This is a genomic window from Mesorhizobium sp. M0217 (genome assembly GCF_040321955.1).
Taxonomy (GTDB): Bacteria; Pseudomonadota; Alphaproteobacteria; order Rhizobiales; family Rhizobiaceae; genus Mesorhizobium.
In genome coordinates this window covers 37,214-60,278 of sequence record NZ_JAMYSN010000010.1, presented here as the reverse complement: position 1 = coordinate 60,278, position 23,065 = coordinate 37,214, and the positions used below count along the sequence as shown (strand labels likewise).

21 protein-coding genes and 1 pseudogene are annotated in these 23,065 nt (G+C 63.7%); 19 read left to right on the top strand and 3 right to left on the bottom strand.

Translation table 11 applies throughout. From position 1 onward, the window contains the following. Positions 1 to 13: 13 nt before the first annotated feature. Positions 14 to 805, bottom strand: coding sequence for a cyclase family protein (locus tag NKJ18_RS17570; protein WP_023695181.1), 792 nt, complete (start codon positions 803 to 805; stop codon positions 14 to 16). A 118-nt stretch (positions 806 to 923) separates the two neighbouring features. Between NKJ18_RS17570 and NKJ18_RS17565 the strand changes: the two genes are divergently transcribed. The 14 genes and pseudogenes from NKJ18_RS17565 to NKJ18_RS17505 all read left to right on the top strand — a co-directional run bounded on the left by NKJ18_RS17565 (position 924) and on the right by NKJ18_RS17505 (position 14,630). Beyond that, positions 924 to 2,498: a phytoene desaturase family protein gene (locus NKJ18_RS17565; protein WP_352759005.1), complete on the top strand. Its 1,575-nt coding sequence runs from the start codon at positions 924 to 926 to the stop codon at positions 2,496 to 2,498. Positions 2,499 to 2,610: 112 nt separating this feature from the next. Next, the gene (locus NKJ18_RS17560; protein ID WP_023686913.1) at positions 2,611 to 4,140 is read left to right on the top strand and encodes an ABC transporter substrate-binding protein; all 1,530 of its coding nucleotides are present in this window, start codon (positions 2,611 to 2,613) and stop codon (positions 4,138 to 4,140) included. A gap of 33 nt (positions 4,141 to 4,173) precedes the next feature. Next, positions 4,174 to 4,286 (top strand): annotated as a pseudogene (locus NKJ18_RS33020) (endonuclease domain-containing protein); the annotation flags it as partial. Between the two features lie 42 nt (positions 4,287 to 4,328). Then, positions 4,329 to 5,336, top strand: a complete 1,008-nt coding sequence (locus tag NKJ18_RS17555; protein ID WP_023699867.1) for an ABC transporter permease — start codon at positions 4,329 to 4,331, stop codon at positions 5,334 to 5,336. After that, positions 5,329 to 6,177 carry an ABC transporter permease gene (locus tag NKJ18_RS17550; protein WP_023714925.1) on the top strand — a complete coding sequence of 283 codons (849 nt, stop codon included), beginning with the start codon at positions 5,329 to 5,331 and terminating at the stop codon, positions 6,175 to 6,177. The genes NKJ18_RS17555 and NKJ18_RS17550 overlap by 8 nt, the downstream gene beginning before the upstream one ends. Next, positions 6,174 to 7,052: an ABC transporter ATP-binding protein gene (locus tag NKJ18_RS17545; RefSeq protein WP_023695186.1), complete on the top strand. Its 879-nt coding sequence runs from the start codon at positions 6,174 to 6,176 to the stop codon at positions 7,050 to 7,052. Before NKJ18_RS17550 ends, NKJ18_RS17545 begins: the two co-directional genes overlap by 4 nt. Beyond that, positions 7,045 to 7,875, top strand: coding sequence for an ATP-binding cassette domain-containing protein (locus NKJ18_RS17540; RefSeq protein WP_023699865.1), 831 nt, complete (start codon positions 7,045 to 7,047; stop codon positions 7,873 to 7,875). Before NKJ18_RS17545 ends, NKJ18_RS17540 begins: the two co-directional genes overlap by 8 nt. A gap of 77 nt (positions 7,876 to 7,952) precedes the next feature. Then, positions 7,953 to 8,552, top strand: a complete 600-nt coding sequence (locus NKJ18_RS17535) for a VOC family protein (protein WP_352759001.1) — start codon at positions 7,953 to 7,955, stop codon at positions 8,550 to 8,552. A gap of 141 nt (positions 8,553 to 8,693) precedes the next feature. Beyond that, positions 8,694 to 10,988: a bifunctional salicylyl-CoA 5-hydroxylase/oxidoreductase gene (locus NKJ18_RS17530; protein ID WP_352758998.1), complete on the top strand. Its 2,295-nt coding sequence runs from the start codon at positions 8,694 to 8,696 to the stop codon at positions 10,986 to 10,988. After that, entirely contained in the window at positions 10,985 to 11,758 is a 774-nt protein-coding gene (locus NKJ18_RS17525) for an SDR family NAD(P)-dependent oxidoreductase (protein WP_352758996.1), read from the top strand. The genes NKJ18_RS17530 and NKJ18_RS17525 overlap by 4 nt, the downstream gene beginning before the upstream one ends. Next, positions 11,752 to 12,222, top strand: a complete 471-nt coding sequence (locus NKJ18_RS17520) for a MarR family winged helix-turn-helix transcriptional regulator (RefSeq protein ID WP_023667803.1) — start codon at positions 11,752 to 11,754, stop codon at positions 12,220 to 12,222. Before NKJ18_RS17525 ends, NKJ18_RS17520 begins: the two co-directional genes overlap by 7 nt. After that, positions 12,219 to 13,031: an enoyl-CoA hydratase family protein gene (locus tag NKJ18_RS17515; protein ID WP_023667804.1), complete on the top strand. Its 813-nt coding sequence runs from the start codon at positions 12,219 to 12,221 to the stop codon at positions 13,029 to 13,031. The genes NKJ18_RS17520 and NKJ18_RS17515 overlap by 4 nt, the downstream gene beginning before the upstream one ends. Beyond that, entirely contained in the window at positions 13,031 to 14,179 is a 1,149-nt protein-coding gene (locus NKJ18_RS17510; protein ID WP_023667805.1) for an acyl-CoA dehydrogenase family protein, read from the top strand. The genes NKJ18_RS17515 and NKJ18_RS17510 overlap by 1 nt, the downstream gene beginning before the upstream one ends. A 55-nt stretch (positions 14,180 to 14,234) precedes the next feature. Then, complete coding sequence (locus NKJ18_RS17505; protein ID WP_023667806.1) at positions 14,235 to 14,630, top strand: RidA family protein; 396 nt, start codon at positions 14,235 to 14,237, stop codon at positions 14,628 to 14,630. A 23-nt stretch (positions 14,631 to 14,653) separates the two neighbouring features. Here NKJ18_RS17505 and NKJ18_RS17500 read toward each other — a convergent pair whose 3' ends face one another. Further along, positions 14,654 to 15,745: an LLM class flavin-dependent oxidoreductase gene (locus NKJ18_RS17500; RefSeq protein ID WP_286460991.1), complete on the bottom strand. Its 1,092-nt coding sequence runs from the start codon at positions 15,743 to 15,745 to the stop codon at positions 14,654 to 14,656. A gap of 120 nt (positions 15,746 to 15,865) precedes the next feature. Here NKJ18_RS17500 and NKJ18_RS17495 point away from each other — a divergent pair, with 120 nt between their 5' ends. From NKJ18_RS17495 to NKJ18_RS17475, 5 genes are all read left to right on the top strand, one after another. Further along, positions 15,866 to 16,627 (top strand): HpcH/HpaI aldolase family protein, encoded by a 762-nt coding sequence (locus NKJ18_RS17495; protein ID WP_023686922.1) that lies wholly within the window; start codon positions 15,866 to 15,868, stop codon positions 16,625 to 16,627. Between the two features lie 155 nt (positions 16,628 to 16,782). Next, positions 16,783 to 17,982: a pyridoxal phosphate-dependent aminotransferase gene (locus NKJ18_RS17490; RefSeq protein ID WP_023745664.1), complete on the top strand. Its 1,200-nt coding sequence runs from the start codon at positions 16,783 to 16,785 to the stop codon at positions 17,980 to 17,982. A gap of 76 nt (positions 17,983 to 18,058) precedes the next feature. Beyond that, positions 18,059 to 18,856, top strand: coding sequence for an ABC transporter substrate-binding protein (locus NKJ18_RS17485; RefSeq protein WP_023682726.1), 798 nt, complete (start codon positions 18,059 to 18,061; stop codon positions 18,854 to 18,856). 150 nt (positions 18,857 to 19,006) lie between these two features. After that, on the top strand, positions 19,007 to 19,681 hold the full coding sequence (locus NKJ18_RS17480) for an amino acid ABC transporter permease (RefSeq protein ID WP_023667812.1): 675 nt from the start codon (positions 19,007 to 19,009) through the stop codon (positions 19,679 to 19,681). 45 nt (positions 19,682 to 19,726) lie between these two features. After that, the gene (locus NKJ18_RS17475) at positions 19,727 to 20,998 is read left to right on the top strand and encodes a cysteine desulfurase-like protein (protein ID WP_023682725.1); all 1,272 of its coding nucleotides are present in this window, start codon (positions 19,727 to 19,729) and stop codon (positions 20,996 to 20,998) included. 7 nt (positions 20,999 to 21,005) lie between these two features. Here the strand turns inward: NKJ18_RS17475 and NKJ18_RS17470 are convergent, their stop codons facing one another. Then, positions 21,006 to 22,967, bottom strand: a complete 1,962-nt coding sequence (locus NKJ18_RS17470; protein ID WP_352758992.1) for a 3-hydroxyacyl-CoA dehydrogenase NAD-binding domain-containing protein — start codon at positions 22,965 to 22,967, stop codon at positions 21,006 to 21,008. Positions 22,968 to 23,065: the final 98 nt, after the last annotated feature.

Here is a 23,065-nt window from a genome sequence, read left to right as displayed (position 1 = left end):
GGCGTGCTCTCACCTAGCCGTTGGATACAAGCGCCAGCGCGCGGATCGGGCTGCCGGTGCCATGTTCGATCTTGAGCGGTGCGGCGATCAGGATGGCGCCCTTCGGAGGCAACTGGTCGAGGTTGCAGAGGCTGGCGAGGCCATAGCGGTTCGCCTTGTGCATCAGCGTGTGGGCCGGAAATGGCGGCTCCATGCCGCCGGCCTTGCCGGCATCGGTGCCGATCGTCTCTGAGCCCCAGCCCTTGATATCCTTGCTGATCAGGAACTGGATGGCTTCGGCTGTCGGACCTGGCGTATGTGGGCCGGTTTCGTTGGCGTTGAGGAATTCGGCTTCCGAGCCATTGCGCTTATACCAGTCGGTGCGCATGACCACCCACTCCCCGGCGTTGATGGCGCCATGCTTGGCTTCCCACGCCTTGATGTGGTCGACGGTGAGCAGGAAGTCGTGGTCGGCGGCGGCTTCCTTCGAGCAGTCGATGACATTGACCGGACCGACGAAATTCTGCGCCGGAATGGTGTCGGTGGCGCCGTCCGGATAGTCCTTGCCGCTGATCCAATGCTGCGGCGCATCGAAATGCGTGCCCGAATGCTCCCCAAGCTTCAGCCAGTTCCATGCCCACCACGGGCCGTTCTTGTCATAACGGGAGATGTTATGGATCTCGACCTTTGGCGTGTCGACGGCAAGCTCCGGCGGCAGCTTGATAAGAGGCGTATCGGGTCCGAGTTGCGCAGAGAGGTCGACCACCCTGATGGCGCCTGAAAGCAGCTGGCCGGCGACTTCGCCGAGGAGTTTTTGCGTGTCCATGGTCTGAAGTTCCCTCTTCTGGTGAAGATCAAGGCTCGTCTCGGCCCTTAATATCCTACTAGACGAAAACATATGCATCTGCAATTATCTTTAAGCATAAAGGAAATGGGAACGGGGCGTGAGCGAGTTCGACGCCATCTTTGTCGGGGCGGGCCACAACAGTCTGGCGTGCGCTGCGCATCTGGCGCTCAAAGGCTGGAAAACCGGGATTTTCGAGCGCAGTGCAGCAATCGGCGGCGCCGTCCAGACCCACGAATACACCCTCCCAGGCTTCCGGCACGATTTCGGTGCGATGAATCTGAGCCTGTTCGCCGGCTCCGCCTTCCACCGGAAATATGCAAATGAATTGAAAGCACAGGGTCTTGAGTTCGCGCCGGTCGCCGACTGTTTTGCCAGCGCCTTCCCGGACGGACGCTGGTTCGGCGTCAGCAACGATCTGGAAAAAACCACCGGCCGCATGGCCGCTTTCTCCGCCGCCGATGCCGCGACCTGGCGTAGACTGGTCGCCGCCTTCCCGGCAGAGGCCGAGCATCTGTTCCGGCTGCTGGGCTCGCCGATGAGTGCCCGCGCGCTTGCCGGCACCGCCTGGAACCTGTGGCGCAAGAAGGGCATGTCGGGCGCATTCGACACCGCTCGGCTTTTGCTGTCATCGCCGCGCGCCTGGCTGGAGGAAAATTTCGAGTCCGCGCATGTGCGGGCAACGCTTGCCACCTGGGGCATGCATCTCGACTTTGCACCCGACACCGCCGGCGGCGCCGTGTTCCCCTATCTGGAATCCATGGCCAACCAGACCTTTGGCATGGTGATAGGCAAGGGCGGCGCCGACACGATCATCCGGGCGCTGGCAGGTATGGTCACCTCGGCGGGCGGCAAGATCGTCACAGGGACAGAGGTTGCCGAAATCACCGTTTCCGCCGGCAAGGCGACCGGCGTGCGGCTTGCGTCCGGTGAGACGCATACGGTAACCAAGGCGGTCATTGCCGGCGTCGCGCCCAGGGCGCTGACCGGCAAGTTGCTGCCCAACGGTTCCGGCGACACCGGCTTCGACACGGCTATGCAGAAGTTCCGGCACGCGCCGGGCACGATGATGATCCATCTGGCGCTCGACGACCTGCCGGACTGGCGCGCCGGGGCCGAGCTGCGGCAGTTCGCCTATGTGCATCTGTCGCCCTCGCTCGACCCGATGTCGCGCACCTATCAGCAGGCGATGGCGGGCATGCTGCCGGACCAACCGGTGCTGATCGTCGGCCAGCCGACAGCGGTCGATCCGTCACGCGCGCCGCAGGGCAAGCATGTGCTGTGGGTGCAGGTGCGCATGCTGCCCGCCGAAATCCTGGGCGATGCGGCCGGCAAGATCGCGCCCGCGCATTGGGATCAGGTCAAGGACGTCTATGCCGAACGCGTGCTCGACACCATCGAGATCTACGCACCCGGACTGCACGCGAAAATCCTCGGCCGTGCAGTGTTCTCGCCAATCGACCTCGAGCGTGAGAACCCCAATCTCGTCGGTGGCGACCAGGTCTGCGGCAGCCACCATCTGGCACAGAATTTCCTGTTCCGCCCGGCGCGCGGTTATGCCGGCTGGAACACGCCGGTCGGCAATCTGCATCTCATAGGCGCCGCGACATGGCCCGGCGCCGGCACCGGCGCGGCCTCCGGCTTCATGCTCGCGCAACAGCTTGGCGGGAGGTAGCTCGCAAGATTTCATGAAGGCTACGAGAGGCAAGGCGCTGCTGCCCACGAAGCCCGGATCGATAAACTGATAGTGCCGCGCAAAGACAACAAAACCAACAAGGGGAACGACCATGACAATCAACAGACGAGAATTGCTGGGATACAGTGCCGCGGCACTTGGGGTGGCGGCGATCGGCCTGCCTGAGATCGCCAAGGCGGCAGCGGGCGAGCTGACCATCGCCTATAACGTCAACCTGCCGTCCTGGGATCCGACCACCGGACCCTCGGCCGTCAACCCGACGATCCAGGGCCTCTACCAGTCAGTGTTCGACCAGTTCATTCCGCAAAAGCCGGACCTGTCCTTTGCGCCTGGCCTGCTCACCGAATGGGGCTGGAACGAGGATCGCACCAAGGTGACGATGACGGTGCGCGAAGGCGTGACCTGGCATGACGGCTCGCCCTTCACGCCCGAGGACGTGGTCTGGTCGCTGCAGCGGGCGGGCGACGAAAAGACCGGCAATCCGATCCAGTTCGTCTGGAAGAACGTCAACAATTTCAAGATCGACGGCAACAAGATCACCGGCGACGTCGTGCAGTTCGATCCGGTCTACTTTAAATGGATGTCGTTCCTGACCGGCTACATCCTGCCGAAGGCCTATTATGAGAAGGTCGGCGCCGAAGGTTTCGAGAAGGCGCCGATCGGCACCGGCCCTTACATGGTGGAAAAATTCGAGCGAAATGCTTTCCTCCGACTGAAGGCCAACCCGCACTATTGGGGCGACAAGCCGGCCTTCGAGAATGTGACGATCAAGTTCGTCACTGATGCGGCGAGCCGCGTTGCCGAAATCGAATCCGGTTCCTCGCAGGTGACGCTGGAGGTCCCCTATGAAGAGTATGACCGGCTGATCGCCAAGGACGGGCTTGCCGGCTCGTGCAAGCCCGTTTCCGACATCGGCATGATCTTCTTCAACGACATCGAAGCGATGCTGGACAAGAACGTCCGCCAGGCCGCCGTCATGGCTGTGGACAAGGAGCTTCTGGTCAAGCGGCTGCTGCGCGGCTATGGCCAACCGATCGCCACGCTGGAGACCCCGGAGTACACGGCCTTCGACGCCTCGATCAAGGTCGAGCACAATCCGGAAAAGGCCAAGGAGCTGCTCGCGGCTTCCGGCTATTCGCCGGAAAAACCGGTCAAGTTCACCATCCAGACGACCAAGGGCTTCAAGCCCAAGGATTATGAGATGATCCAGGCGATCGTCGGCATGTGGCGTAAGGTCGGCATCGAGGCGACGATCGAGGTCTACGAGATCGCCAAGCACTATGAACTGCGCGCCGCCGACAAGCTGGCGCCGGCCGCCTTCTACAATTGGGGCAACGCCATCGGCGACCCGACGACGTCGACGGGTTTTGCCATGTATGGGCCGAGCCCGCACTCGGTGTGGGACAGCCAGGATCTGATCGACATGATCAATCCGCTCTGGGGCGAGAAGGACGAGGCCAAGCGCATCGCCGGCTGGAAGGCTGTCGACAAGTATATCGCCGAGCAGGCCTATGTGCTGCCGCTGATTCAGTATGCGCAACCTATCGTGCATGCCAAGGGCGTCAACGTGGTGCAGCATGTGTCCGGCGCGCTGCTGCCGGCGCTGATGACCCCGGCCTGATATCGGCTTGTGGGCGCCACCCTTCGCTGAGCGGCCCCCTCATCCGGCCCTTCGGGCCACCTTCTCCCCGCTGGGGAGAAGAGACCAGCTCAGCCGTCCGTGACCTCTTCTCCCCTCGGGGAGAAGGTGGCCGCGAAGCGGACGAATGAGGGGGCTCTTCGTTAGAAACGCACTGGGCCAACACCAGAATGCTCCTGCAACGATTCCTGATCCGTCTGCTGACGATGCTGATCACGCTGTTCGGCGTGGCTGTCGTCGTCTTCGTCGTGATCCGCGTCGCGCCTGGTGACCCGATCGCCATGATGCTGCCCCCCGGTGCGACAGATGCCGACATCGACCGGCTGCGTGCACTCTACGGGCTCGACAAGACCATCGTGCAGCAATTCTTCATCTGGCTGTCCGGCGTCGTCAGGGGCGATTTCGGCACCTCGATTTCGCTCAGGCAAGATGTGCTCAGCCTCGTCTTCAACCGCTTGCCGGCAACGCTGGAACTCGCCATCGTCGCGCTGATCATGGCGGTTGGGCTCGGCGGCACGACGGCGATCCTCGGCGCCCGCGAACGTGGCACGGCGGTCGAAGCCGGCATCGATATCGCCAGCGGTGCCGCCCTTTCCATTCCCGATTTCCTGTGGGGCCTCGTGCTGATCCTTTTGTTTGGCGTGCTGGTGCCGATCTTCGACATTTCCGGCCGCGTGTCGCCGCAGCTCGACCTGCCCTTCGTCACCCAGTTCTATTTCTTCGAGAGCTTGCTTCGGCTGCGCCTCGACCTGACCTGGGATCTCCTGAAGCACATGCTGATGCCGGCTGTGGCGCTGGCGCTGCCGCTGGCCGCAATCATCGCGCAGTTGCTGAAACAGTCGCTGAAGGAAGTGCTGGACCTCGACTATGTCGTGCTGGCGCGGGTGAAGGGGTTTTCGGAAACGCAGGTTATCTTACGCGAGGCGCTGAAGAACGCTGCCTTGCCGACACTGACTCTCGTCGGCGTCCAGTTCACCTTCCTCATCGGCGGCACGGTCATCGTCGAGCGGCTGTTTTCCTACGAAGGGCTCGGTAACATGGCGATCGATGCCGTCATCAACCGCGACCTGCCGCTGATCCAAGGCATCGTGCTGGTGTTCGCGCTGCTGTTCGTGCTGATCAATCTTGGCGTCGACATGATGTACGCGCTGCTCAATCCGAGGCTGCGCCATGGATGAGGCACGCATCGCCCGGCGCGGACTGGGCCCGAGGCTGTGGCTGGCCGGCGGCTGGCTGCTGCTGGCGCTGCTGGCCGCGATCTTCGCGCCGCTGGTCGCACCGCAGGACCCGCTGGCGCAAGACCTGATGCTGGAACGGCTGCCGCCATTCTGGATGAGTGGTGCGGAATCCGGCTATTGGCTGGGCACCGACAGCCTCGGCCGCGATCTCCTCTCCCGGCTGATCTTCGGCGGCCGTATCGCCTTCATCGTCGCTTTCGCGGCGGCGATCGCCGCCTGCCTTGTCGGCTCGACGCTCGGACTGGTCGCCGGCTATTTCGGCGGCTGGGCCGACCGCATCATTTCACGCATCGTCGACGTCTGGATGGCATTCCCGCCGGTGCTGTTCGCCATCCTGCTGGTCGCGGTGCTCGGCACCGGCCTCAGTTCCGTCATCCTCGCCATCGTCATAATCGACTGGACGCGCTTTTGCCGGGTGATCCGCGCCGAAGCGATGGGCCAGTCGCGCATGGACTATGTCGAGAACGCCCGCATCGCCGGCTATGGCCGCATCGGCATCATGCTGCGCGAGGTGCTGCCCAATGTGGTGCCGTCGATCGTGGCACTGCTGTCGCTGGAGATGGGCATCGCCGTCATCGTCGAGGCCATCCTGTCCTTCGTCAATCTGTCGATCTCGACCGACGATCCGACCTGGGGCGGCATCATCGCCGAGGGCCGGCTGTCGATCCATCAGGCCTGGTGGGTGCTGGTGTTTCCGCTTGTCACGCTGATCCTCACCGTGCTGTCGTTCAGCCAGTTCGGTGAGGCGCTGAAGACACGCTTCGATCCGGTGCTGCGATGAGCGCTTGCCTGGATATTGCCAATCTGAGCGCCGTGCTGCCGAACGGCCAGCGCGTGCTGCGGTCGGTGTCGCTCTCCGTGCAGCCGGGTGAGGTGCGTGCTCTTGTTGGCGAGAGCGGCGCCGGCAAGACGATGATCGGCAAGGCGGTTCTCGGTGTGCTGCCGTCAAGCGTGCGCATCGTCGAAGGCGCCATGCAGCTCGAAGGCGAAGACCTCGGCAGGCTGCAGCCCAAGGCAAGGCGCACGCTGATCGGCGCTCGCACGGCGCTGATCCCGCAAGATCCGTTGACTGCGCTCAACCCGTCGCGCCGCATCGGTCCGCAGATGACTGACCGGCTGGTGCGCATTCTCGGCTGGAACGGTGACAAGGCGGACAAGCGTATCCGGCAATTGTTGGATGAGGTGCAGATCCGCGATCCCGACCGGGTGCTGAAATGCTATCCGCACGAGCTGTCCGGCGGCATGCGCCAGCGTGTGCTGATCGCCGCCGCCTTCGCCGCCGAGCCACGGCTGATCGTTGCCGACGAGCCAACAACCGCGCTCGACGTGACCGTGCAAAAGCAGATCCTGCGCCTGATCGCCGAGTTGCAACGCGAGCATGGCACCGCGATCCTGTTCGTCACCCACGATCTCGGCGTCGTTGCAAAGATCAGCCAGCAAGTGTCTGTGCTCTACGCCGGCAAGGTGGTGGAAGAGGCTGATACAGCCGCTCTCTTCGCCGCGCCTGAGCATCCCTATACGCGGGCATTGATAGCCGCCACGCCACGCTACACCCATCCCTTGGCCTCGCTGAAGCCGGTGGACGAGACCGTGCTGGCCGGGCTTGCCGCCGAGATCGGCGCGGCAGACCAGGCGTGGAGGCGGCCGCATGGTTGAGCCGCTGTTTTCCGTGCGCGGGCTGAAGGTGGCGCTGCCCGACATGACCCGCAAGCCGCTGATCGGCCGCGCGCCGCTGGCCGAGATTTTGAAAGGCCTAGACTTCGATCTGCCGAGAGGTTCGGTGACCGGCATCGTCGGTGAATCCGGGTCCGGAAAATCGACGCTCGGCCGCACGCTTGTCAGACTTCTGGAGCCGAGCGTCGGCAGCATCCATTTCGAGGGCCGCGATATCGCCCATCTGCCGGATGCGGAGCTGCGACCTCTGCGCCGCGACCTGCAGATGATCTTCCAGGACCCGATGTCGTCGCTCAACCCGCGTCGCACCATCGCCGGCATCATTGCCGCGCCGCTCAAGCAGAATGGGCTTGGCGACAGGCTTAGGGAACGCGTCGCCGAGGCATTGCATCGCGTCGGCCTGCCGCAAAGCTTCGCTAGTCGCTATCGTCATGAACTGTCGGGCGGGCAGCGCCAGCGCGTCGGAATTGCGCGCGCGTTGGCGCTTTCGCCGAAATTCGTGCTGGCCGACGAGATCGTCTCCGGCCTCGACGTATCGACGCAGGCGCAGATCCTCACCCTTTTGGAGAGACTGGCCGCGGAGATGGGGCTGACGGTCGCCTTCATCAGCCACGACCTGTCGGTCATCCGGCGGCTCTGCCAACAGGTGATCGTAATGCGCGAGGGCAGGATCGTCGAGGCGAGCGCCACCGATGCGCTGTTCGACAATCCCAGGGAGACCTACACGCGCGACCTGCTTGCCGCCATCCCACTGCCTGAGATCGACGCGGACTGGTTGCGGCCAGCAACGAAAGCGCCGGCATAGGACTGTTCACCCACCACGCCGAACAGCGGGCTTCGGACGTGCATGAGGGCAAAATCAGCCCGCGAACGGAGGGTAATATGAATTACGCAGCCCGCGGCACGATGCTTGCCGCGATCCTGTTCTGCTCGATGGGAACGGCTTCGGCCGATGCGATCCCCGGCATGCGCGGCCACGACCACACCGGCATCACGGTGCCCGACATGAAGCAGGCAGTCGACTTCTTCACCGAAGTCGTCGGCTGCAAGAAGGCGATGTCGTTCGGTCCGTTCGCCGATGACAAGGGCACCTTCATGCAGGATCTTCTGGGCGTCGATCCGAAGGCTGTCATCGAGCAGGTCACCATGGTGCGTTGCGGTCATGGATCGAACATCGAGTTGTTCAAATACACCGCGCCTGACCAGAAGGATTTGACTCCGAAGAACAGCGATATCGGCGGCTTCCACATTGCCATGTATGTCGATGATGTCGCCGCGGCGAAAGCCTATCTCGACGGCAAGGGGGTGAAGACGCGGATGGGTCCGCTGCCGGTCAAGGAAGGTCCGGCGGCCGGCCAGACCATCCTCTATTTCCAGGCGCCATGGGGATTGCAACTGGAGGCGATCAGCTATCCCGATGGGATGGCCTATGAGAAGGGTGCCGAGACTGTGCTGTGGAGCCCGAAGAACCCGGACAAGTGATTTCCAGAGCGCGCTTGCGGGGCCAGCCCGCAGGCGCGCCACCCGTGTCCAGCAATCGTTCCAACATGAAACTTTAAGCTTGAAATATTTTATCTCCGGCGCAATACTTGATATGCAGCAAGCGAAGAGGAGATCGCACGGATGAAGGTTGCGGTTCTCGGTGGCGGACCAGCCGGCCTCTACTTTGCCATTTCAATGAAGCTGCGGGACGCCGCCCACGAGATCACGGTGTTCGAGCGCAATCGCGCCGACGATACGTTCGGCTGGGGCGTCGTGCTGTCGGCCGAAACACTCGACAACCTTGCCAAAAACGACCCGGTCAGCGCTGTCTGGATCAAGAAGCATTTCGCCTATTGGGACGACATCGCCGTCATCCATGACGGCGTGCGCACGGTCTCGTCGGGCCACGGTTTCTGTGGCATCGGCCGCAAGCGGCTTCTGGTCCTGCTGCAGCGACGCGCGCGCGAACTTGGCGTGAGGCTGATGTTCGAGAGCGATATCGCCGACCCTCAGCCCTATATGGCGACGCATGATCTGGTCGTCGCCGCCGACGGGCTGAACTCAAGGGCGCGCAACACCTTCGTCGAAGTCTTCAAGCCCGACATCGACACCCGCAAATGCAAATTCGTCTGGCTCGGCACCAACCAGAAATTCGACGACGCCTTCACCTTCATCTTCGAGAAGACCGAACATGGCTGGGTGTGGGCGCACGCCTATCAGTTCGACAGCGAGACAGCGACTTTCATCGTCGAATGCAGCGAACAGACCTGGGCTGCCTTCGGCTTCGGCGCGATGTCGCAGCAGGAATCGATCGCCGTCTGCGAGCGCATCTTTGAGAAGCATCTCGGCGGCCACGCGCTGATGTCCAATGCCAATCACATCAGAGGTTCGGCCTGGATCAATTTCCCGCGCGTGCTGTGCGAACGCTGGTCGTACAAGAACCTGGCGCTGATGGGCGATGCCGCGGCCTCGGCGCATTTCTCGATCGGCTCGGGCACCAAACTCGCATTGGAAAGTGCGGTCGCGCTGGCCGAGTATGTCAAAACCGAACCGGACCTCGTCGCCGCCTTCCGCAAGTATGAGGATGCGCGCCGCACCGAGGTGCTGAAGCTGCAGTCGGCGGCGCGCAATTCGCTGGAGTGGTTCGAGGAGGTCGAGCGCTATCTCGGCCTCGATCCGGTGCAGTTCAACTATTCGCTGCTGACCCGCTCGCAGCGCATCAGCCACGAGAATTTGCGGCTGCGGGATGCCAAATGGCTTGAAAGCGCCGAGGAATGGTTCCAGCGCCAGGCGGGGGCAGGCGGCAACAGGCAGCGCCGGGCGCCGATGTTCGCGCCGTTCAGGCTGCGCGACATGCAGCTCAACAACCGCATCGTCGTTTCGCCGATGGCGCAGTACAAGGCTGTGGATGGCTGCCCGACCGACTGGCATTTCGCCCACTATGCCGAGCGGGCCAAGGGCGGCGCCGGGCTTGTCTATATCGAGATGACCTGTGTCAGCCCGGAAGGACGCATCACGCCCGGCTGTCCCGGCTTCTATGCGCCCGAACATGAGGTTGCGTGGAAGCGGCTCGTCGATTTTGTCCACACCGAGACCGAGGCGAAAATCTGCGCCCAAGTCGGGCATTCCGGGGCCAAGGGCTCGACCCGTATCGGTTGGGAAGGCACCGACGTGCCGCTCGCCTCGGGCAATTGGCCGGTCATGGCGGCCTCGGCGATTGCATGGTCACCTGAGAATCAGGTGCCGAAAGCCATGGACCGTGCTGACATGGACAAGGTGCGCGACGAGTTCGTGACCGCCACCCAGATGGCCGATCGCTGCGGCTTCGACATGCTGGAGATCCATGCCGCGCACGGCTATCTGCTGTCGTCCTTCATCACGCCGGTCACCAACCGGCGCACGGATGAGTATGGCGGTTCGCTGGAAAATCGCATGCGCTATCCCCTGGAAATCTTCCATGCGGTGCGTGCCGCCTGGCCGGCGCGAAAGCCGATCTCGGTGCGCATTTCGGCCAATGACTGGGTCGGCATCGAGGGTGTGACGCCGGCCGATGCGGTGGAGATCGCGCGGATGCTGCATTTGGAAGGCGTCGACATATGCGACGTCTCGGCGGGCCAAACCTCGATTGCCGCCAAGCCTGTCTATGGCCGCATGTTCCAGACGCCGTTCTCGGACCGCATCCGCAACGAGGTCGGCATGGCGACCATGGCGGTTGGCAACATCTACGAGCCTGACCATGTCAATTCGATCCTGATGGCTGGCCGCGCCGACCTGGTGGCACTGGCACGGCCGCATCTCGCCGATCCCTACTGGACGCTGCATGCGGCAGTGACGCTCGGCGACCGTGGCGTCAAATGGCCGGATCCCTATCTGCCCGGACGCGACCAGATCTACCGGCTGGCCGAGCGCGATGCGGCGGCGGGGCTGAAAGTATGACGACGGTCTCGGCGATTTCAGGCAAACATGCGCTGGTCACCGGCGGCGGTTCCGGCGTCGGTCGGGCCATCGCACTCGCGCTGGCCGAGGCCGGCATCGAGGTGACCATATGCGGACGGCGCGACGCCGAGCTTGCCAAGGTGGCAGGCGAGAACGGCCGCGTTCACGCCATGCCGGCCGATGTTACCAACGAGGCGGCGATGACATCGCTCTACGCGCAGGCGGAAGCCTTGCGCGGCCCGTTCGACATCGTCGTCGCCAATGCCGGCATGGCCGGCAGCACGCCGGCGCACAGGACCTCGCTTGCCGACTGGCAGCGGACGCTCGACGTCAATCTGACCGGCGCCTTCCTGACGGTGAAGCCGGCGCTGGCCGGCATGGCCGCGCGCAAGGCGGGCCGGATCGTCTTCGTCGCCTCGACCGCAGGGCTGAAAGGCTACGCCTATGTCGCGCCCTACGTGGCGGCCAAGCATGGGGTGGTCGGGCTGATGCGGGCACTGGCGGCCGAGACGGCGAAATCCGGCGTGACCGTCAACGCCGTTTGCCCGGGCTTCGTAGAGACCGGCATGCTGGAGGAGTCCATTCAGCGCGTCGTCGAAAAGACCGGCCGCTCAGTCGAGCAGGCGCGGGCGAGCCTTGCCTCGACCAACCCGCAAGGCCGTTTCATCCAGCCGCAGGAAGTTGCCTCAGCGGTGCTCTGGCTGTGCGGCGATGCGGCTGCGTCGATTACCGGACAAGCAATTTCGATCTCAGGAGGCGAAACATGGTAGCCGGCCCATTGCCCGCGCCGTCGGGACCCGGCAAGGACCGGCTGCGTCTCTGGATCAGGCTGCTGCGCGCCTCGCGCACGATCGAAGCGGAGCTGCGCGAGCGCCTGAAGAAGGAATTCGATACGACGCTGCCGCGTTTCGACGTCATGGCCGCCCTCTACCGCGCGCCGGAAGGCATGCTGATGAGCGATCTGTCGCGCTTCCTGCTGGTATCCAACGGCAATGTCACCGGCATCGTCGACCGGCTTGTTTCGGAAGGGGTGGTCGCGCGCGCGCGCCGCAATGGCGATCGCCGCACATCCATGGTGCGACTGACCGACGAGGGTTCCAAATCTTTTGCCGCAATGGCCGCGGCGCATGAGGGTTGGATCGGAGAATTGCTGGCCAAGGTCAGCGAGGAGGATGCGCGCCGGCTGACCGGCATGCTGACCTCGTTCCGCAGCAACTGGGAGGGACGCGAATGAGTTCGATGGCCGGCCTCAAGCCGAAGCACTTCCTTTGGGAAGTCGAAGGCAGGATCGCCAAGGTGCGGCTCGACCGGCCGGAGCGCAAGAATCCGCTGACCTTCGACAGCTATGCGGAACTGCGCGACACGTTCCGCGATCTCGTCTATGCCGACGACGTCGACGCCGTGGTGTTCCTGCCCAATGGCGGCAATTTCTGCTCGGGCGGCGATGTCCACGACATTATCGGCCCATTGGTCAAGATGGACATGAAGGAATTGCTCGCCTTCACCCGCATGACCGGCGATTTCGTCAAGGCGATGCTCAACTGCGGCAAGCCGATCATCGCGGCGGTCGACGGTGTCGCGGTCGGCGCCGGCGCCATCATCGCCATGAGCGCCGACATCCGCATCGCCACGCCGGAGGCCAAGACCGCTTTCCTGTTCACCCGCGTCGGCCTTGCCGGCTGCGACATGGGCGCCTGCGCGATCCTGCCGCGCATCATCGGCCAGGGCCGTGCCGCCGAATTGCTCTACACCGGCCGCACGATGACGGCAGCGGAAGGCGAGCGCTGGGGCTTCTACAACAGGCTGGTCGATGCCGCAGTGCTCGAGGCCGACGCGCTCGAGATGGCGGCGCGCATCGTCTCGGGTCCGACCTTCGCGCACGGCATCACCAAGACGCAGCTCAACCAGGAATGGTCGATGGGCCTCGACCAGGCGATCGAAGCGGAAGCGCAGGCGCAGGCGATCTGCATGCAGACGCGTGACTTCGAGCGCGCCTACAAGGCCTTCCTCGCCAAGGAGAAACCGGTGTTCGAGGGCAATTGATGGCTGACAAGAGTTTCCTCAACTGGCCGTTTTTCGAAGACCGGCATCGCGAACTCGCCGAACGCCTTGATGCCTGGTGCGCCAGGAACCTGCCCGTCGATCACCACGACGTCGATGCCGCCTGCCGCGAGCTGGTGGCGAAACTTGGCCGCGACGGCTGGCTGAAGCCGACGGCGCTCGATACCGACAATCCGGGACCGCTCGATGTCCGCACCTTGTGCATCACGCGCGAGACGCTGGCGCGCCATGACGGGTTGGCCGACTTCGCCTTCGCCATGCAGGGGCTCGGCACCGGCGCGCTCAGCCTGTTCGGCACACCCGACCAGCAGCAATGGCTGGCAAAGACCAGGGCCGGCAAGACGATTTCCGCCTTCGCGCTTTCGGAGCCACGCTCCGGGTCGGATGTCGCCAACACCGAAATGACGGCGAGCCGCGATGGCGACTTCTATATCCTCAGCGGCGAGAAGACCTGGATTTCCAATGGCGGCATTGCCGATCTCTACGTCGTCTTTGCCCGCACCGCCGAGGCACCGGGTGCCAAGGGACTTTCCGCCTTTCTCGTACCCGCTGATACCAAGGGGCTTGGCATTGCCGAGCGCCTTGAAGTGATCGCGCCGCATCCGCTGGCGCGGCTTTCCTTCGATCAGGTCCGGGTGCCGGCTTCGGCGCTGATCGGCAAACCGGGAGACGGCTTCCGCATCGCCATGTCGGTGCTTGACGTGTTCCGCTCCACGGTCGGCGCGGCGGCACTCGGCTTTGCCCGCCGGGCGCTGGACGAAAGCATCAGCAGGGTGGCCGAGCGCAAACTTTTCGGCGCTCCGATGGCAGAGCTGCAGATGGTGCAAGGCCATATCGCCGACATGGCGCTGGACATCGATGCCGCAGCGCTGCTGGTCTACCGCGCTGCCTGGACCAAGGACATGGGCGCGGCTCGTGTCACCCGCGAGGCGGCGATGGCCAAGCTGTTCGCCACCGACAAGGCGCAAGAGGTGATCGACAAGGCTGTGCAGCTGCATGGGGGGGACGGCGTCCGCAAGGGCCATATCGTCGAGAGCCTCTATCGCGAGATCCGCGCGCTACGCATCTACGAGGGCGCATCCGATGTGCAGAAGGTGGTGATCGCACGGCAGGTGATGGGCGCGGCCTGACAGCGACGTATTGGATTTTGAGATTTGGTTTTAAGAATACCGGGGAGGCTTGAAAATGCACGAGATCCTGCAGCCGGAGGGCTGGGCGAAACCGGTCGGCTACGCCAACGGCATTGCCGCGCGCGGCAGGCTCGTCTTCGTCGGCGGACAGGTCGGCTGGAACGGGCAGTGCCAGTTCGAGACCGACGATTTCGCCGGCCAGGTGCGGCAGACGCTGCAAAACATCGTCGCCGTGCTGGCGGAAGCCGGCGCGGAGCCACGGCACATCACCGCGATGACCTGGTATTTCACCGACAAGGCCGAATATCTCGGCAATCTCAAGGGTATAGGCGAGGCCTATCGCGAGGTGATCGGCCGGCATTTCCCAGCGATGGCCGCCATGCAGGTGGTGGCGCTGGTGGAAGATCGCGCCAAGATCGAAATTCAGGCAACCGCCGTCATTCCGGATTAACGAATTCGTTATTCCCGGATTGATCAGCAGCGCAGCCCCGCCCGCTTCAGCAGCGGAAATACGTGGTCGCAGAAATAGGGCAGTTCCTGGGTGTAGTTGACGAACGACAGCGCGATGCCCTGGTAGCCATGCCCGGCTATTGCCGCCATCTCGGCGGCAATCGTCTCCGGCGTTCCAACCAGCGGGTAGGTGCCGGCGCCGCCGGCGAAACGCTGCCGGTAGCGGTCATAGGCATGCGGGTCATGCGACTGCGAGAACTCCTTCTTGCCTGCCATATGAGCATCGACCGCATCGTGGTCGACCAGATCGACGGCATAGCGCGTGTAGTAGGCCTGCGCCTCTTCCATGGTTGGACGGCAGACGACATGCGCCACCGTGTAGACGCCGACGTTGCGGCCAACCTTGTCGGCCCGCTCGCTGATGTCGGCGACATGCTTGCCGGCATCGCTCATTTCCGAAAAGGTCGTGAACAGATAATCGCATCGGGCGGCGGCGAAATCCCGGCCCGGGCCACCGAAAGCAGCGTTCATGGTCACCGGGCGTGGAACCTGCAGGCTCGCCGGCCGGCTCACCGCCTCCTTGAGGCGATAGTAGGTGCCTTCATAGTCCAGAGGCTGGTCCGAGGCGTAGAGCTTTTCCAGGATTTCGATCCATTCGGCGGCCTGGTCGTAGCCCTTCTCGACCAAAGGCGTGCCGAACATGCCGAATTCCTTCGGGTTCCAGCCGCAGACGATGTTCAGGCCGGCGCGGCCCTGGCTGATATGGTCGACAGTTGCCAGCGCCTTGGCGGCATAGAGCGGATGCACCAGCGGCACATGCACGGTCATGAACAGGCCGATCTGCTCGGTGGCCACCGCCAGGGCTGCTGCCCAGGTGAAGGTCTCGAACGACCATTCGCGCACCTTGTTGCGGCCGCCAAAGCCACGCCAGCGCGCGATCGGCAGCATAAATTCCAGCCCGGCGCGGTCGGCGATCTGCGCCGCCGTCAGATTGTCCTGCCAGCTTGCCGTCCAGCGTTCCGGCACATCGGTGATGGCCAGACCGCCATCGGCATTGGTCGAAAAGACGCCGAGCTTCAGTTTGTTCGAGCCGTGCAGGGGATGCGTTTTGATCATCATGGGAACTCGTGGCGGGAGACCGACACGCTAGGCCCGCGCAAAAATATTTCAAGCCTGAAATAGCTTCGCCTCGCCGCCGATTGCGGATATGAATTCGGAGGGGAAAAGGGGATGGATATGAGCGCGTTCCGTCAGAAGTGCATCGGCAAGACCAATCTCGTCGGCTCCTTCGCCGCTATTCCCCATCCCGTCGCCGTCGAAGTGATGGCGCTCACCGGCCTCGACTTCGTCTGCATCGACTGGGAACATGCCCAGATCGCGCGCGACACGATCGAAACCATGGTGCGCGCGGCCGACGTGCATCGCGTGCCGGCCATGGTGCGTGTTCCCGGTCATGCGCCGGAAGCTATCCAGGCGGCGCTCGACAGCGGCGCACAAGGCGTGCTCGTGCCGCGCGTCTCGACCGCTGCTCAGGCCGAGGCGGCGGTGAAAGCCTCGCGCTATCCGCCGCTGGGCGAGCGCGGCGTCGGGCCTGGCCGCGCGGCCGGCTATGGCTATCGCATTCCCGAATATCTGGCCGCGGCCAATGATAGGGTGGTCGTCGCGGTCCAGGTCGAGACATCGGAGGGGCTGGCCAACATCGAGGCGATCGCGGCCATAGACGGCATCGATGTGGTCTTCGTCGGCCCCGGCGATCTCTCCGTGTCGATCGATGCGATCGGGCCGAAAGGCGTGGACAAGCTCAATGAGGCGATCACAAGGATCATCCGCGCGACCGTCGCGCATGGCAGGACATCGGGTATATTTTGCGCCAGCCCACAGACGATCAGCCAGTGGGCCGCTATCGGCGCGAGCTTCTTCGTGCTGGCCAGCGATACGATGTTTCTTGGCGCCGGCGCTGCGGCCAACTGCACCGCTGCGCGCGCCGAGCTGCGGTAGACGGGCGGGATCGGGCAAAAACTTTTTAAGCTTAAAACTTTTTCCTTGAAAAGCGCAGCACATTGGATAGCATCCAAACTCGATGGCGACTGTCGTGCCGGTGGGGCTTGCCGGGCAGTCCGTCGCGGTGCTCCGGGTGGGAGGGGTTTCAGTCCTTGTCGTTCATACTGCCCCAGTCATCGTCCAGCGCGCGTTATGCTTTCGACGGCGTACGTGCCCAGATCCGTGACCTGCACACCGAAAACATTGCCAACCTTGCCGTGCGCGCCCGAGAACTGGGCGACGTGATCGCGCTCTGGTACGGCGAAGGCGACATGGTGACGCCCGCTTTCATCCGCGACGCGGCGAAGGCCGCCTTCGATGAAGGCCAGACGTTCTACGTCCCTAACATGCGTGGGCACCCCCTACTGAACGAGGCGCTGTCGGAATACCAAACGCGCATTCACGGCCGGACGATCCCGATTGCGCGCACCACGGTCACGCCCGGCGGCATGCAGGCGCTGTACCTGGCGCTGGAACTGCTGGTCGATACCGGCAGCAACGTCGTCTATGTCGCGCCGCAATGGCCCAACATCCACAACGCCATCCATCTGATCGGCGGCGAGCCAAGGCCGTTTTCGCTCGACTTCAAGGGCGACTGGCATCTCGATCTCGACCGGCTGTTCGCCACTTGCGATGCGCGCACACGCGCGATCTTCCTGTCGACGCCGTCCAACCCGACCGGCTGGACCGCGTCGCGCGAGGAGATGCAGGCGCTGCTCGACTTCAGCCGGCGCACCGGCATCTGGATCATCTCCGACGAGGTCTATGGCCGGCTCTATTTCGACGGCAATGTTGCTCCTTCCATCCTGCAGATCGCCGAGGATGGCGACCGGGTGCTGTCGGTCAACAGTTTTTCGAAGGCGTGGGCGATGACCGGCTGGCGCATCGGCTGGCTGACGCATCCGTCGGGGGTGGCCGACCAGCTTGGCGCCATGACGCAGTACATCAACAGCGGCACCGCCGCGCCTATCCAGGCAGGCGCTGTCGCCGCCATCCGCCAAGGCGAGCCGCTGGTCGAGGAGATCAGGCAGCGGATCAAAACCGGCCTCGACCTTGCCTATGACAGGCTGGCCCAGATTCCCGGCATCATCCTGCCGACGAAACCGCGCGGAGGCATGTATGCCTTCTTTGCCATGGACGGCGAAAGCGACGCCCGGCAGGCCTGCGCCAGGATACTGGAGACGGCGCGCGTCGGGCTGGCTCCCGGCCACCTCTTTGGAAATTCGGCAGCGGCCTTCCTGCGGATGTGCGTGTGCCGTGAACGCGACCAGATAGCGACCGCGCTCGAGCGCATGGTCGCCGCCATAAATTGACGCCCCGCTGGGAGGTGGGACGGCAACAAACCGTGCGGGAGCAGACCCGCCCGATCACAACCAGAGGGAACACAAAATGAGCTTCACTCGTCGCAACCTGCTTCTTCTCGCCGCCACGATCGGCATCGCTGCCGGCCCGGCCACCGCCTTTGCCGCCGATGTGCTCAATGTCGGCGCCTACCCGACCAATCCGCCCTTCGAATACAAGAACGAGAGCGGCACGTTCGAGGGCTTTGAAGTCGACATCGTCAACGAAGCGGCCAAGCGTGCCGGCATGACCACCGACATTGCCGACCTCGGCTTCCAGGCGCTGTTCGCGGCTGTCAGTTCCAACCGCATCGATGTCGCGATCTCCTCCATCACCATCACGCCGGAGCGACTGAAAACGCTGTCCTTCACCCAGCCCTATTATGACTCCGACATGGGCATTGCGACGAAGACCGATAGCGCTGTTAACACCGAGGCCGACCTCAAGGGCAAGATCGTCGGCGTGCTTTCAGGCTCGACCGGCGAGACCTGGGTCAAGGCGCATCAGGAGGCTGACGGCTACAGCGACGTGAAGGGCTATGACACGCAGCAGAATCTTCTGCTCGACCTCAGCGCGGGCCGCGTGGACGCCGCCGTCAGCGATATTCCGGGCATGGAATACTCCTTCACCAAGATGAAGGACCTGAAGGTCAAGCAGCGCATCAAGACCGGCGAACAGTACGGCCTGATGATGAGCAAGGACCATCCGCTGCTCGGCAAGCTGAACGACGCGCTGACCGCGATGAAGAAGGACGGAACGCTGGCCGCGATCCACAAGAAGTGGTTCGGCAGCGACGCGCCAGCCGATTCCTCGACGGTCAAGGAAATGCCGCTGCCCAAGGCCTGACCGGCAATGCACTTAAATCGTGCCGGCTCCCAGGCCGGCACGATTCATTTCACGCTCCGGCGCCTGCTGCCACACGGATAGCCTCATCGGAGGCAAGGTCGATTGGTTTTAACTTGAGCATCCTTTGCTCTGGGGTTCGGGAACGCTCCCATGTCGCTGATCGACACCTTCTTCAATCCTGACGTGATAATGTCCAGCCTGCCGGCGCTGTTGCGTGGCTTCCTGAACACGCTGCTGCTCGGCATTTTGAGTATCGGCATCGGCATTCCCATCGGCCTGGGGATCAGCCTGTTGCGGCTCTATGCGCCGAAGCCGCTGCGCTGGCTGGCGGTCGGCTACACCGACATCTTCCGCGCCCTGCCGGTGCTGGTGGTGCTGATCCTGATCTATTATGCGCTGCCCTTCCTCGGCATCCGTCTGTCGTCCTGGGCCTCCGCCGTGACGGCGTTCGCCATCATCATGTCGGCCTATTCAGCAGAAGTGTTCCGCTCCGGCATTGAGAGCATTCCGAAAGGCCAATTCGAGGCAGCACAGGCGCTCGGCCTGCCTTTCCTTTTGACCTTGCGCAAGGTGGTGCTGCCGCAGGCGATCCGCGTCGTCATCCCGCCGATGACCAGCAATTGCGTCTCGATGTTCAAGGACACGTCGCTCGCTTCCACCGTTGCGCTGCCTGAACTGTTGAAGGAAGCGACCAACGCGCAGTCGCTCTATGCCAATCCCTCGCCGCTGATCGGCGCCGCTTTGGTCTATCTCATCTTCCTCTGGCCGATGGTCCGCCTCGTCAGCCTGCTCGAAGACCGCTTCAAGACCGAGAAGACGCGCTGACCTCATCAACCGTCCCGCTTCCCAAGCCATTCGCAGGAGATACAGTTGAGCAATTCCCAAGCCGCCGGCGGCTTTCCGGTCGACACCATCCGCGCCATGTTTCCGGCCTTGCAGCGCGCCGGTGATTTCATCTTCATGGACAACGCCGCCGGCGCGCAGATCCCGCAGAGCGTGCTCGACGCGGTGACCAATCACCTGGTCTCGCACAATGTGCAGCGTGGTGGTCGCTATGGGCGCTCGGTCACGGTCGACCAATCGGTTGCGGATGCTCGGACGAGCGTGGCCTTGCTGATCAACGCCTACAGTCCGTCGGAAATCTGCTTCGGCATGAACGCCACCTCGTTCATTCGCCTGGTCAGCCTCGGCATCGGCCAGATGCTGGCCAAGGACACAGAGCGCGACGAGATCGTCATCACCGATATGGACCACGACGCCAACATCGCCACGTGGCTGGCGCTGGAGCCCGCCGGAGCCAAGTTCAAATGGTGGCGCATGCGCGAGGACGGCAACCTGCATGTCGACGACCTCAAGCCGCTGGTTTCCGATCGCACCCGTCTCGTCGCCTGCACGGTGACCGCGCATTCGATCGGCTCGATCGTCGACGTCGCTTCGGTGGCCGCGATCGCGCATGCGGCCGGCGCCGAAGTGTTCCTTGACTGCGTGCATTACGGACCGCACGGGCTGATCGACGTGCAGGCCTGGGACTGTGATTATCTCGTCTGCTCCGGCTACAAGAATTTCTCGCCGCATATGGGCTTTCTGTGGGGCCGCTTCGAAACGCTGAAGCGGCTGCCGACCTTCCGCGAGGATTTCATCCCCGACGAGCCGCCTTACAAGGTCGAGGCAGGCACCTTCATCTACGAGAACGTCTCGGGCATGGATGCCGCAGTGCAGTACCTGGAACTGATCGGCCGCAATCTGGCGCCCTCCAACAACCGCTCGCGGCGCGACAACATCGTTGCCGGCATGGGCGCCATCCGCGATTACGAAGTGCTCCTGGCGCGTGAGATGCTCGCCGTGCTCAAGGGATGCAATGCCACGATCTACGGCGTCGCCGAGGAAGCCCGCATCAACGAACGCGTGCCGACATTCTGCTTCAACATCGGCAAGCTGTCGCCGCAGCGGATCGTCGAGGAAATGGCTGACATGCAGATCGGCATCCGCGACGGCCATATGTATGCGCCCCGGCTGATGAAGCGTCTCAACCTGTCGATGGACAGCGGCGCCATCCGCGCCTCGCTGGTCCATTACAACACGGTCGACGAGGTCAGGCGTTTCGGCGAGGCACTGCGCGCCGTCATCGCAAGGCTGTCGTAGCTGGTCCTTAAACCTCTCCGGCGCGGAACATCGGCCCGCCCTTGTGGGCCGGGAAGCCATAGCCGTTGATCATCACCAGATCGATGTCGGAGGCACGCGCCGCGATGCCTTCGGCGAGTAATGCCTTGCCCTCGTCGGCCATTGCCGCCAGCAAGCGCGTGACGATCTCATCGGGCGAAAAGCGGCGCGGCACGATGTCCTTGGCCGCCCGAACGGCCTCGATCAGCGCGGCCACTTGCGGGTCGCTCCTGCGCTCGCCGTCGGAATAATCGTACCAGCCGCGCCCGGTCTTGCGGCCGAAGCGGCCGGCCTCGCACAGCCGGTCGGCGATCTCGACATAACGTGCTTGCGGATCGCGCATCGCCGCCTGTCGCTTGCGCCGCGCCCAGGCTATCTCCAGCCCAGCCATGTCGTTGACCGCGAAGATCCCCATCGGGAAGCCCCAGGCCTCCAGCGCGGCATCCACCTCTTCCGGTGCTGCGCCATCCTCCACCATGAACTCCGCCTCGCGGCGGTAGGCCGAATAGAGGCGGTTGCCGATGAAACCCTCGGTAACGCCGCACACGACAGGCAGCTTGCCGAGCTTCCTGACGAACGCGATAGCCGAGGCGAGCACATCGGGCGCCGTCGCCGCGCAATCCACCACTTCGGTGAGCCGCATGACGTTGGCCGGGGAGAAAAAATGCAGGCCGGCGATCCGTTCGGGCCGGGCGGTTGCCGAGGCGATCTCGTCGGGGTTGAGGTAGCTGGTGTTGGTCGCCAGTATGGCGTCGGGGCGGACGATACGATCAAGCTTCCGGAAGAGTTCGGTTTTTACCGCGAGATCGTCGAACACTGCCTCGATGACCAGATCGGCCTGCACCAGCCTGCCGGCGTCACTGGCCGCTTCAAACCGGCTCAGCGCCTCCCTGCGGGCATGATCGGTGAGTCGGCCGGATTGGACCGACTTGTCGAGAAGGCCGGCGATCCGCTCGTATCCTTTTGCCGCGGCGTCGTCGTTCTGCTCGATGCCGATTACGCGATAGCCGGCATTCAAGGCCGAGACCGCGATGCCTGCACCCATCAGGCCGGTTCCGACGATACCGACGGTCTCGACCTTGCGAGGCGTGATACCCTCCAGCCTGTCGACTTTGCTGGCTTGCCTCTCGGCAAAGAAGACGTGGCGCAACGCTGCCGCCTCGCGAGAATCCCGGAGGCGCAGGAAGGTCGCGCGTTCGTGCACAAGACCGTCCTCAAGTCTGGCCGTGGACGCGGCCCGGACCAGTCTCACGGCCTCTGCAGGCGCGATCTGTCCACGGCTGCGGGAAAGCACCTTTCTTGCGGCTGCCGCGTCGGCCTCAGGTTGCGAGCGCGGGACGGAAAGCGCACCCGTGCGCCGCAGCGGTTGGCCAACGAGACGGCGGGCGACATCGAGCGCGCCTTCGGGAAGATCGTCCGCAATGGTATCGATCAGACCGAGAGCGAGAGCTTCGTCGGCATTTGCGGGCCGACCCGTGCCGATCAGGTCAATTGCGGCGACCGTGCCGATGAGGCGGGGCAGGCGTTGGGTTCCGCCGGCCCCGGGCACTAACCCGAGCTTGACCTCGGGCAGGCCGAAGCTGGCCGCCTTGCTGGCCACCCGGTAGTGGCAGGCCAGCGCAATCTCGCAGCCGCCGCCGAGCGCCGCGCCGCCTACTGCCGCGACGATCGGTTTGGCGAAGCTCTCCATCGCTTCGATCACGTCAGTCAGTGTGGGCCCGATAGCGGGCTTGCCGAATTCCTTGATATCGGCGCCACCGATGAAGGTGCGCCCAATGGCGGTCAGCACCACGGCAGACACTTCATCCGACGCCGCACGCCCAAGCGCAGCCATCAGTCCGGCCCTGACATGGAGGGACAGCGCGTTGACCGGCGGATTTTCGATCGTGACGATGAGAACGCCATCGACGATCTTGCCTGTGACACTCTCGGAAAATCGTGCTGTGTTCATGGAGTTTTATTCCGGAACAACGGCAAATCTTCCTCCTCCTTCTGCTCTCCGCCAAATGCCGGTGTCCCGGCTCGGACGGATGAAGCGCCATGGATCTT

Excerpts from the sequence above, each read along its gene's own strand:
- NKJ18_RS17570 (WP_023695181.1), bottom strand. The coding sequence starts at position 805 with ATGGACACGCAAAAACTCCTCGGCGAAGTCGCCGGCCAGCTGCTTTCA.
- NKJ18_RS17560 (WP_023686913.1), top strand. The coding sequence starts at position 2,611 with ATGACAATCAACAGACGAGAATTGCTGGGATACAGTGCCGCGGCACTT.
- NKJ18_RS17555 (WP_023699867.1), top strand. The coding sequence starts at position 4,329 with ATGCTCCTGCAACGATTCCTGATCCGTCTGCTGACGATGCTGATCACG.
- NKJ18_RS17550 (WP_023714925.1), top strand. The coding sequence starts at position 5,329 with ATGGATGAGGCACGCATCGCCCGGCGCGGACTGGGCCCGAGGCTGTGG.
- NKJ18_RS17545 (WP_023695186.1), top strand. The coding sequence starts at position 6,174 with ATGAGCGCTTGCCTGGATATTGCCAATCTGAGCGCCGTGCTGCCGAAC.
- NKJ18_RS17540 (WP_023699865.1), top strand. The coding sequence starts at position 7,045 with ATGGTTGAGCCGCTGTTTTCCGTGCGCGGGCTGAAGGTGGCGCTGCCC.
- NKJ18_RS17535 (WP_352759001.1), top strand. The coding sequence starts at position 7,953 with ATGAATTACGCAGCCCGCGGCACGATGCTTGCCGCGATCCTGTTCTGC.
- NKJ18_RS17530 (WP_352758998.1), top strand. The coding sequence starts at position 8,694 with ATGAAGGTTGCGGTTCTCGGTGGCGGACCAGCCGGCCTCTACTTTGCC.
- NKJ18_RS17525 (WP_352758996.1), top strand. The coding sequence starts at position 10,985 with ATGACGACGGTCTCGGCGATTTCAGGCAAACATGCGCTGGTCACCGGC.
- NKJ18_RS17520 (WP_023667803.1), top strand. The coding sequence starts at position 11,752 with ATGGTAGCCGGCCCATTGCCCGCGCCGTCGGGACCCGGCAAGGACCGG.
- NKJ18_RS17515 (WP_023667804.1), top strand. The coding sequence starts at position 12,219 with ATGAGTTCGATGGCCGGCCTCAAGCCGAAGCACTTCCTTTGGGAAGTC.
- NKJ18_RS17510 (WP_023667805.1), top strand. The coding sequence starts at position 13,031 with ATGGCTGACAAGAGTTTCCTCAACTGGCCGTTTTTCGAAGACCGGCAT.
- NKJ18_RS17505 (WP_023667806.1), top strand. The coding sequence starts at position 14,235 with ATGCACGAGATCCTGCAGCCGGAGGGCTGGGCGAAACCGGTCGGCTAC.
- NKJ18_RS17500 (WP_286460991.1), bottom strand. The coding sequence starts at position 15,745 with ATGATCAAAACGCATCCCCTGCACGGCTCGAACAAACTGAAGCTCGGC.
- NKJ18_RS17495 (WP_023686922.1), top strand. The coding sequence starts at position 15,866 with ATGAGCGCGTTCCGTCAGAAGTGCATCGGCAAGACCAATCTCGTCGGC.
- NKJ18_RS17485 (WP_023682726.1), top strand. The coding sequence starts at position 18,059 with ATGAGCTTCACTCGTCGCAACCTGCTTCTTCTCGCCGCCACGATCGGC.
- NKJ18_RS17480 (WP_023667812.1), top strand. The coding sequence starts at position 19,007 with ATGTCGCTGATCGACACCTTCTTCAATCCTGACGTGATAATGTCCAGC.
- NKJ18_RS17470 (WP_352758992.1), bottom strand. The coding sequence starts at position 22,967 with ATGAACACAGCACGATTTTCCGAGAGTGTCACAGGCAAGATCGTCGAT.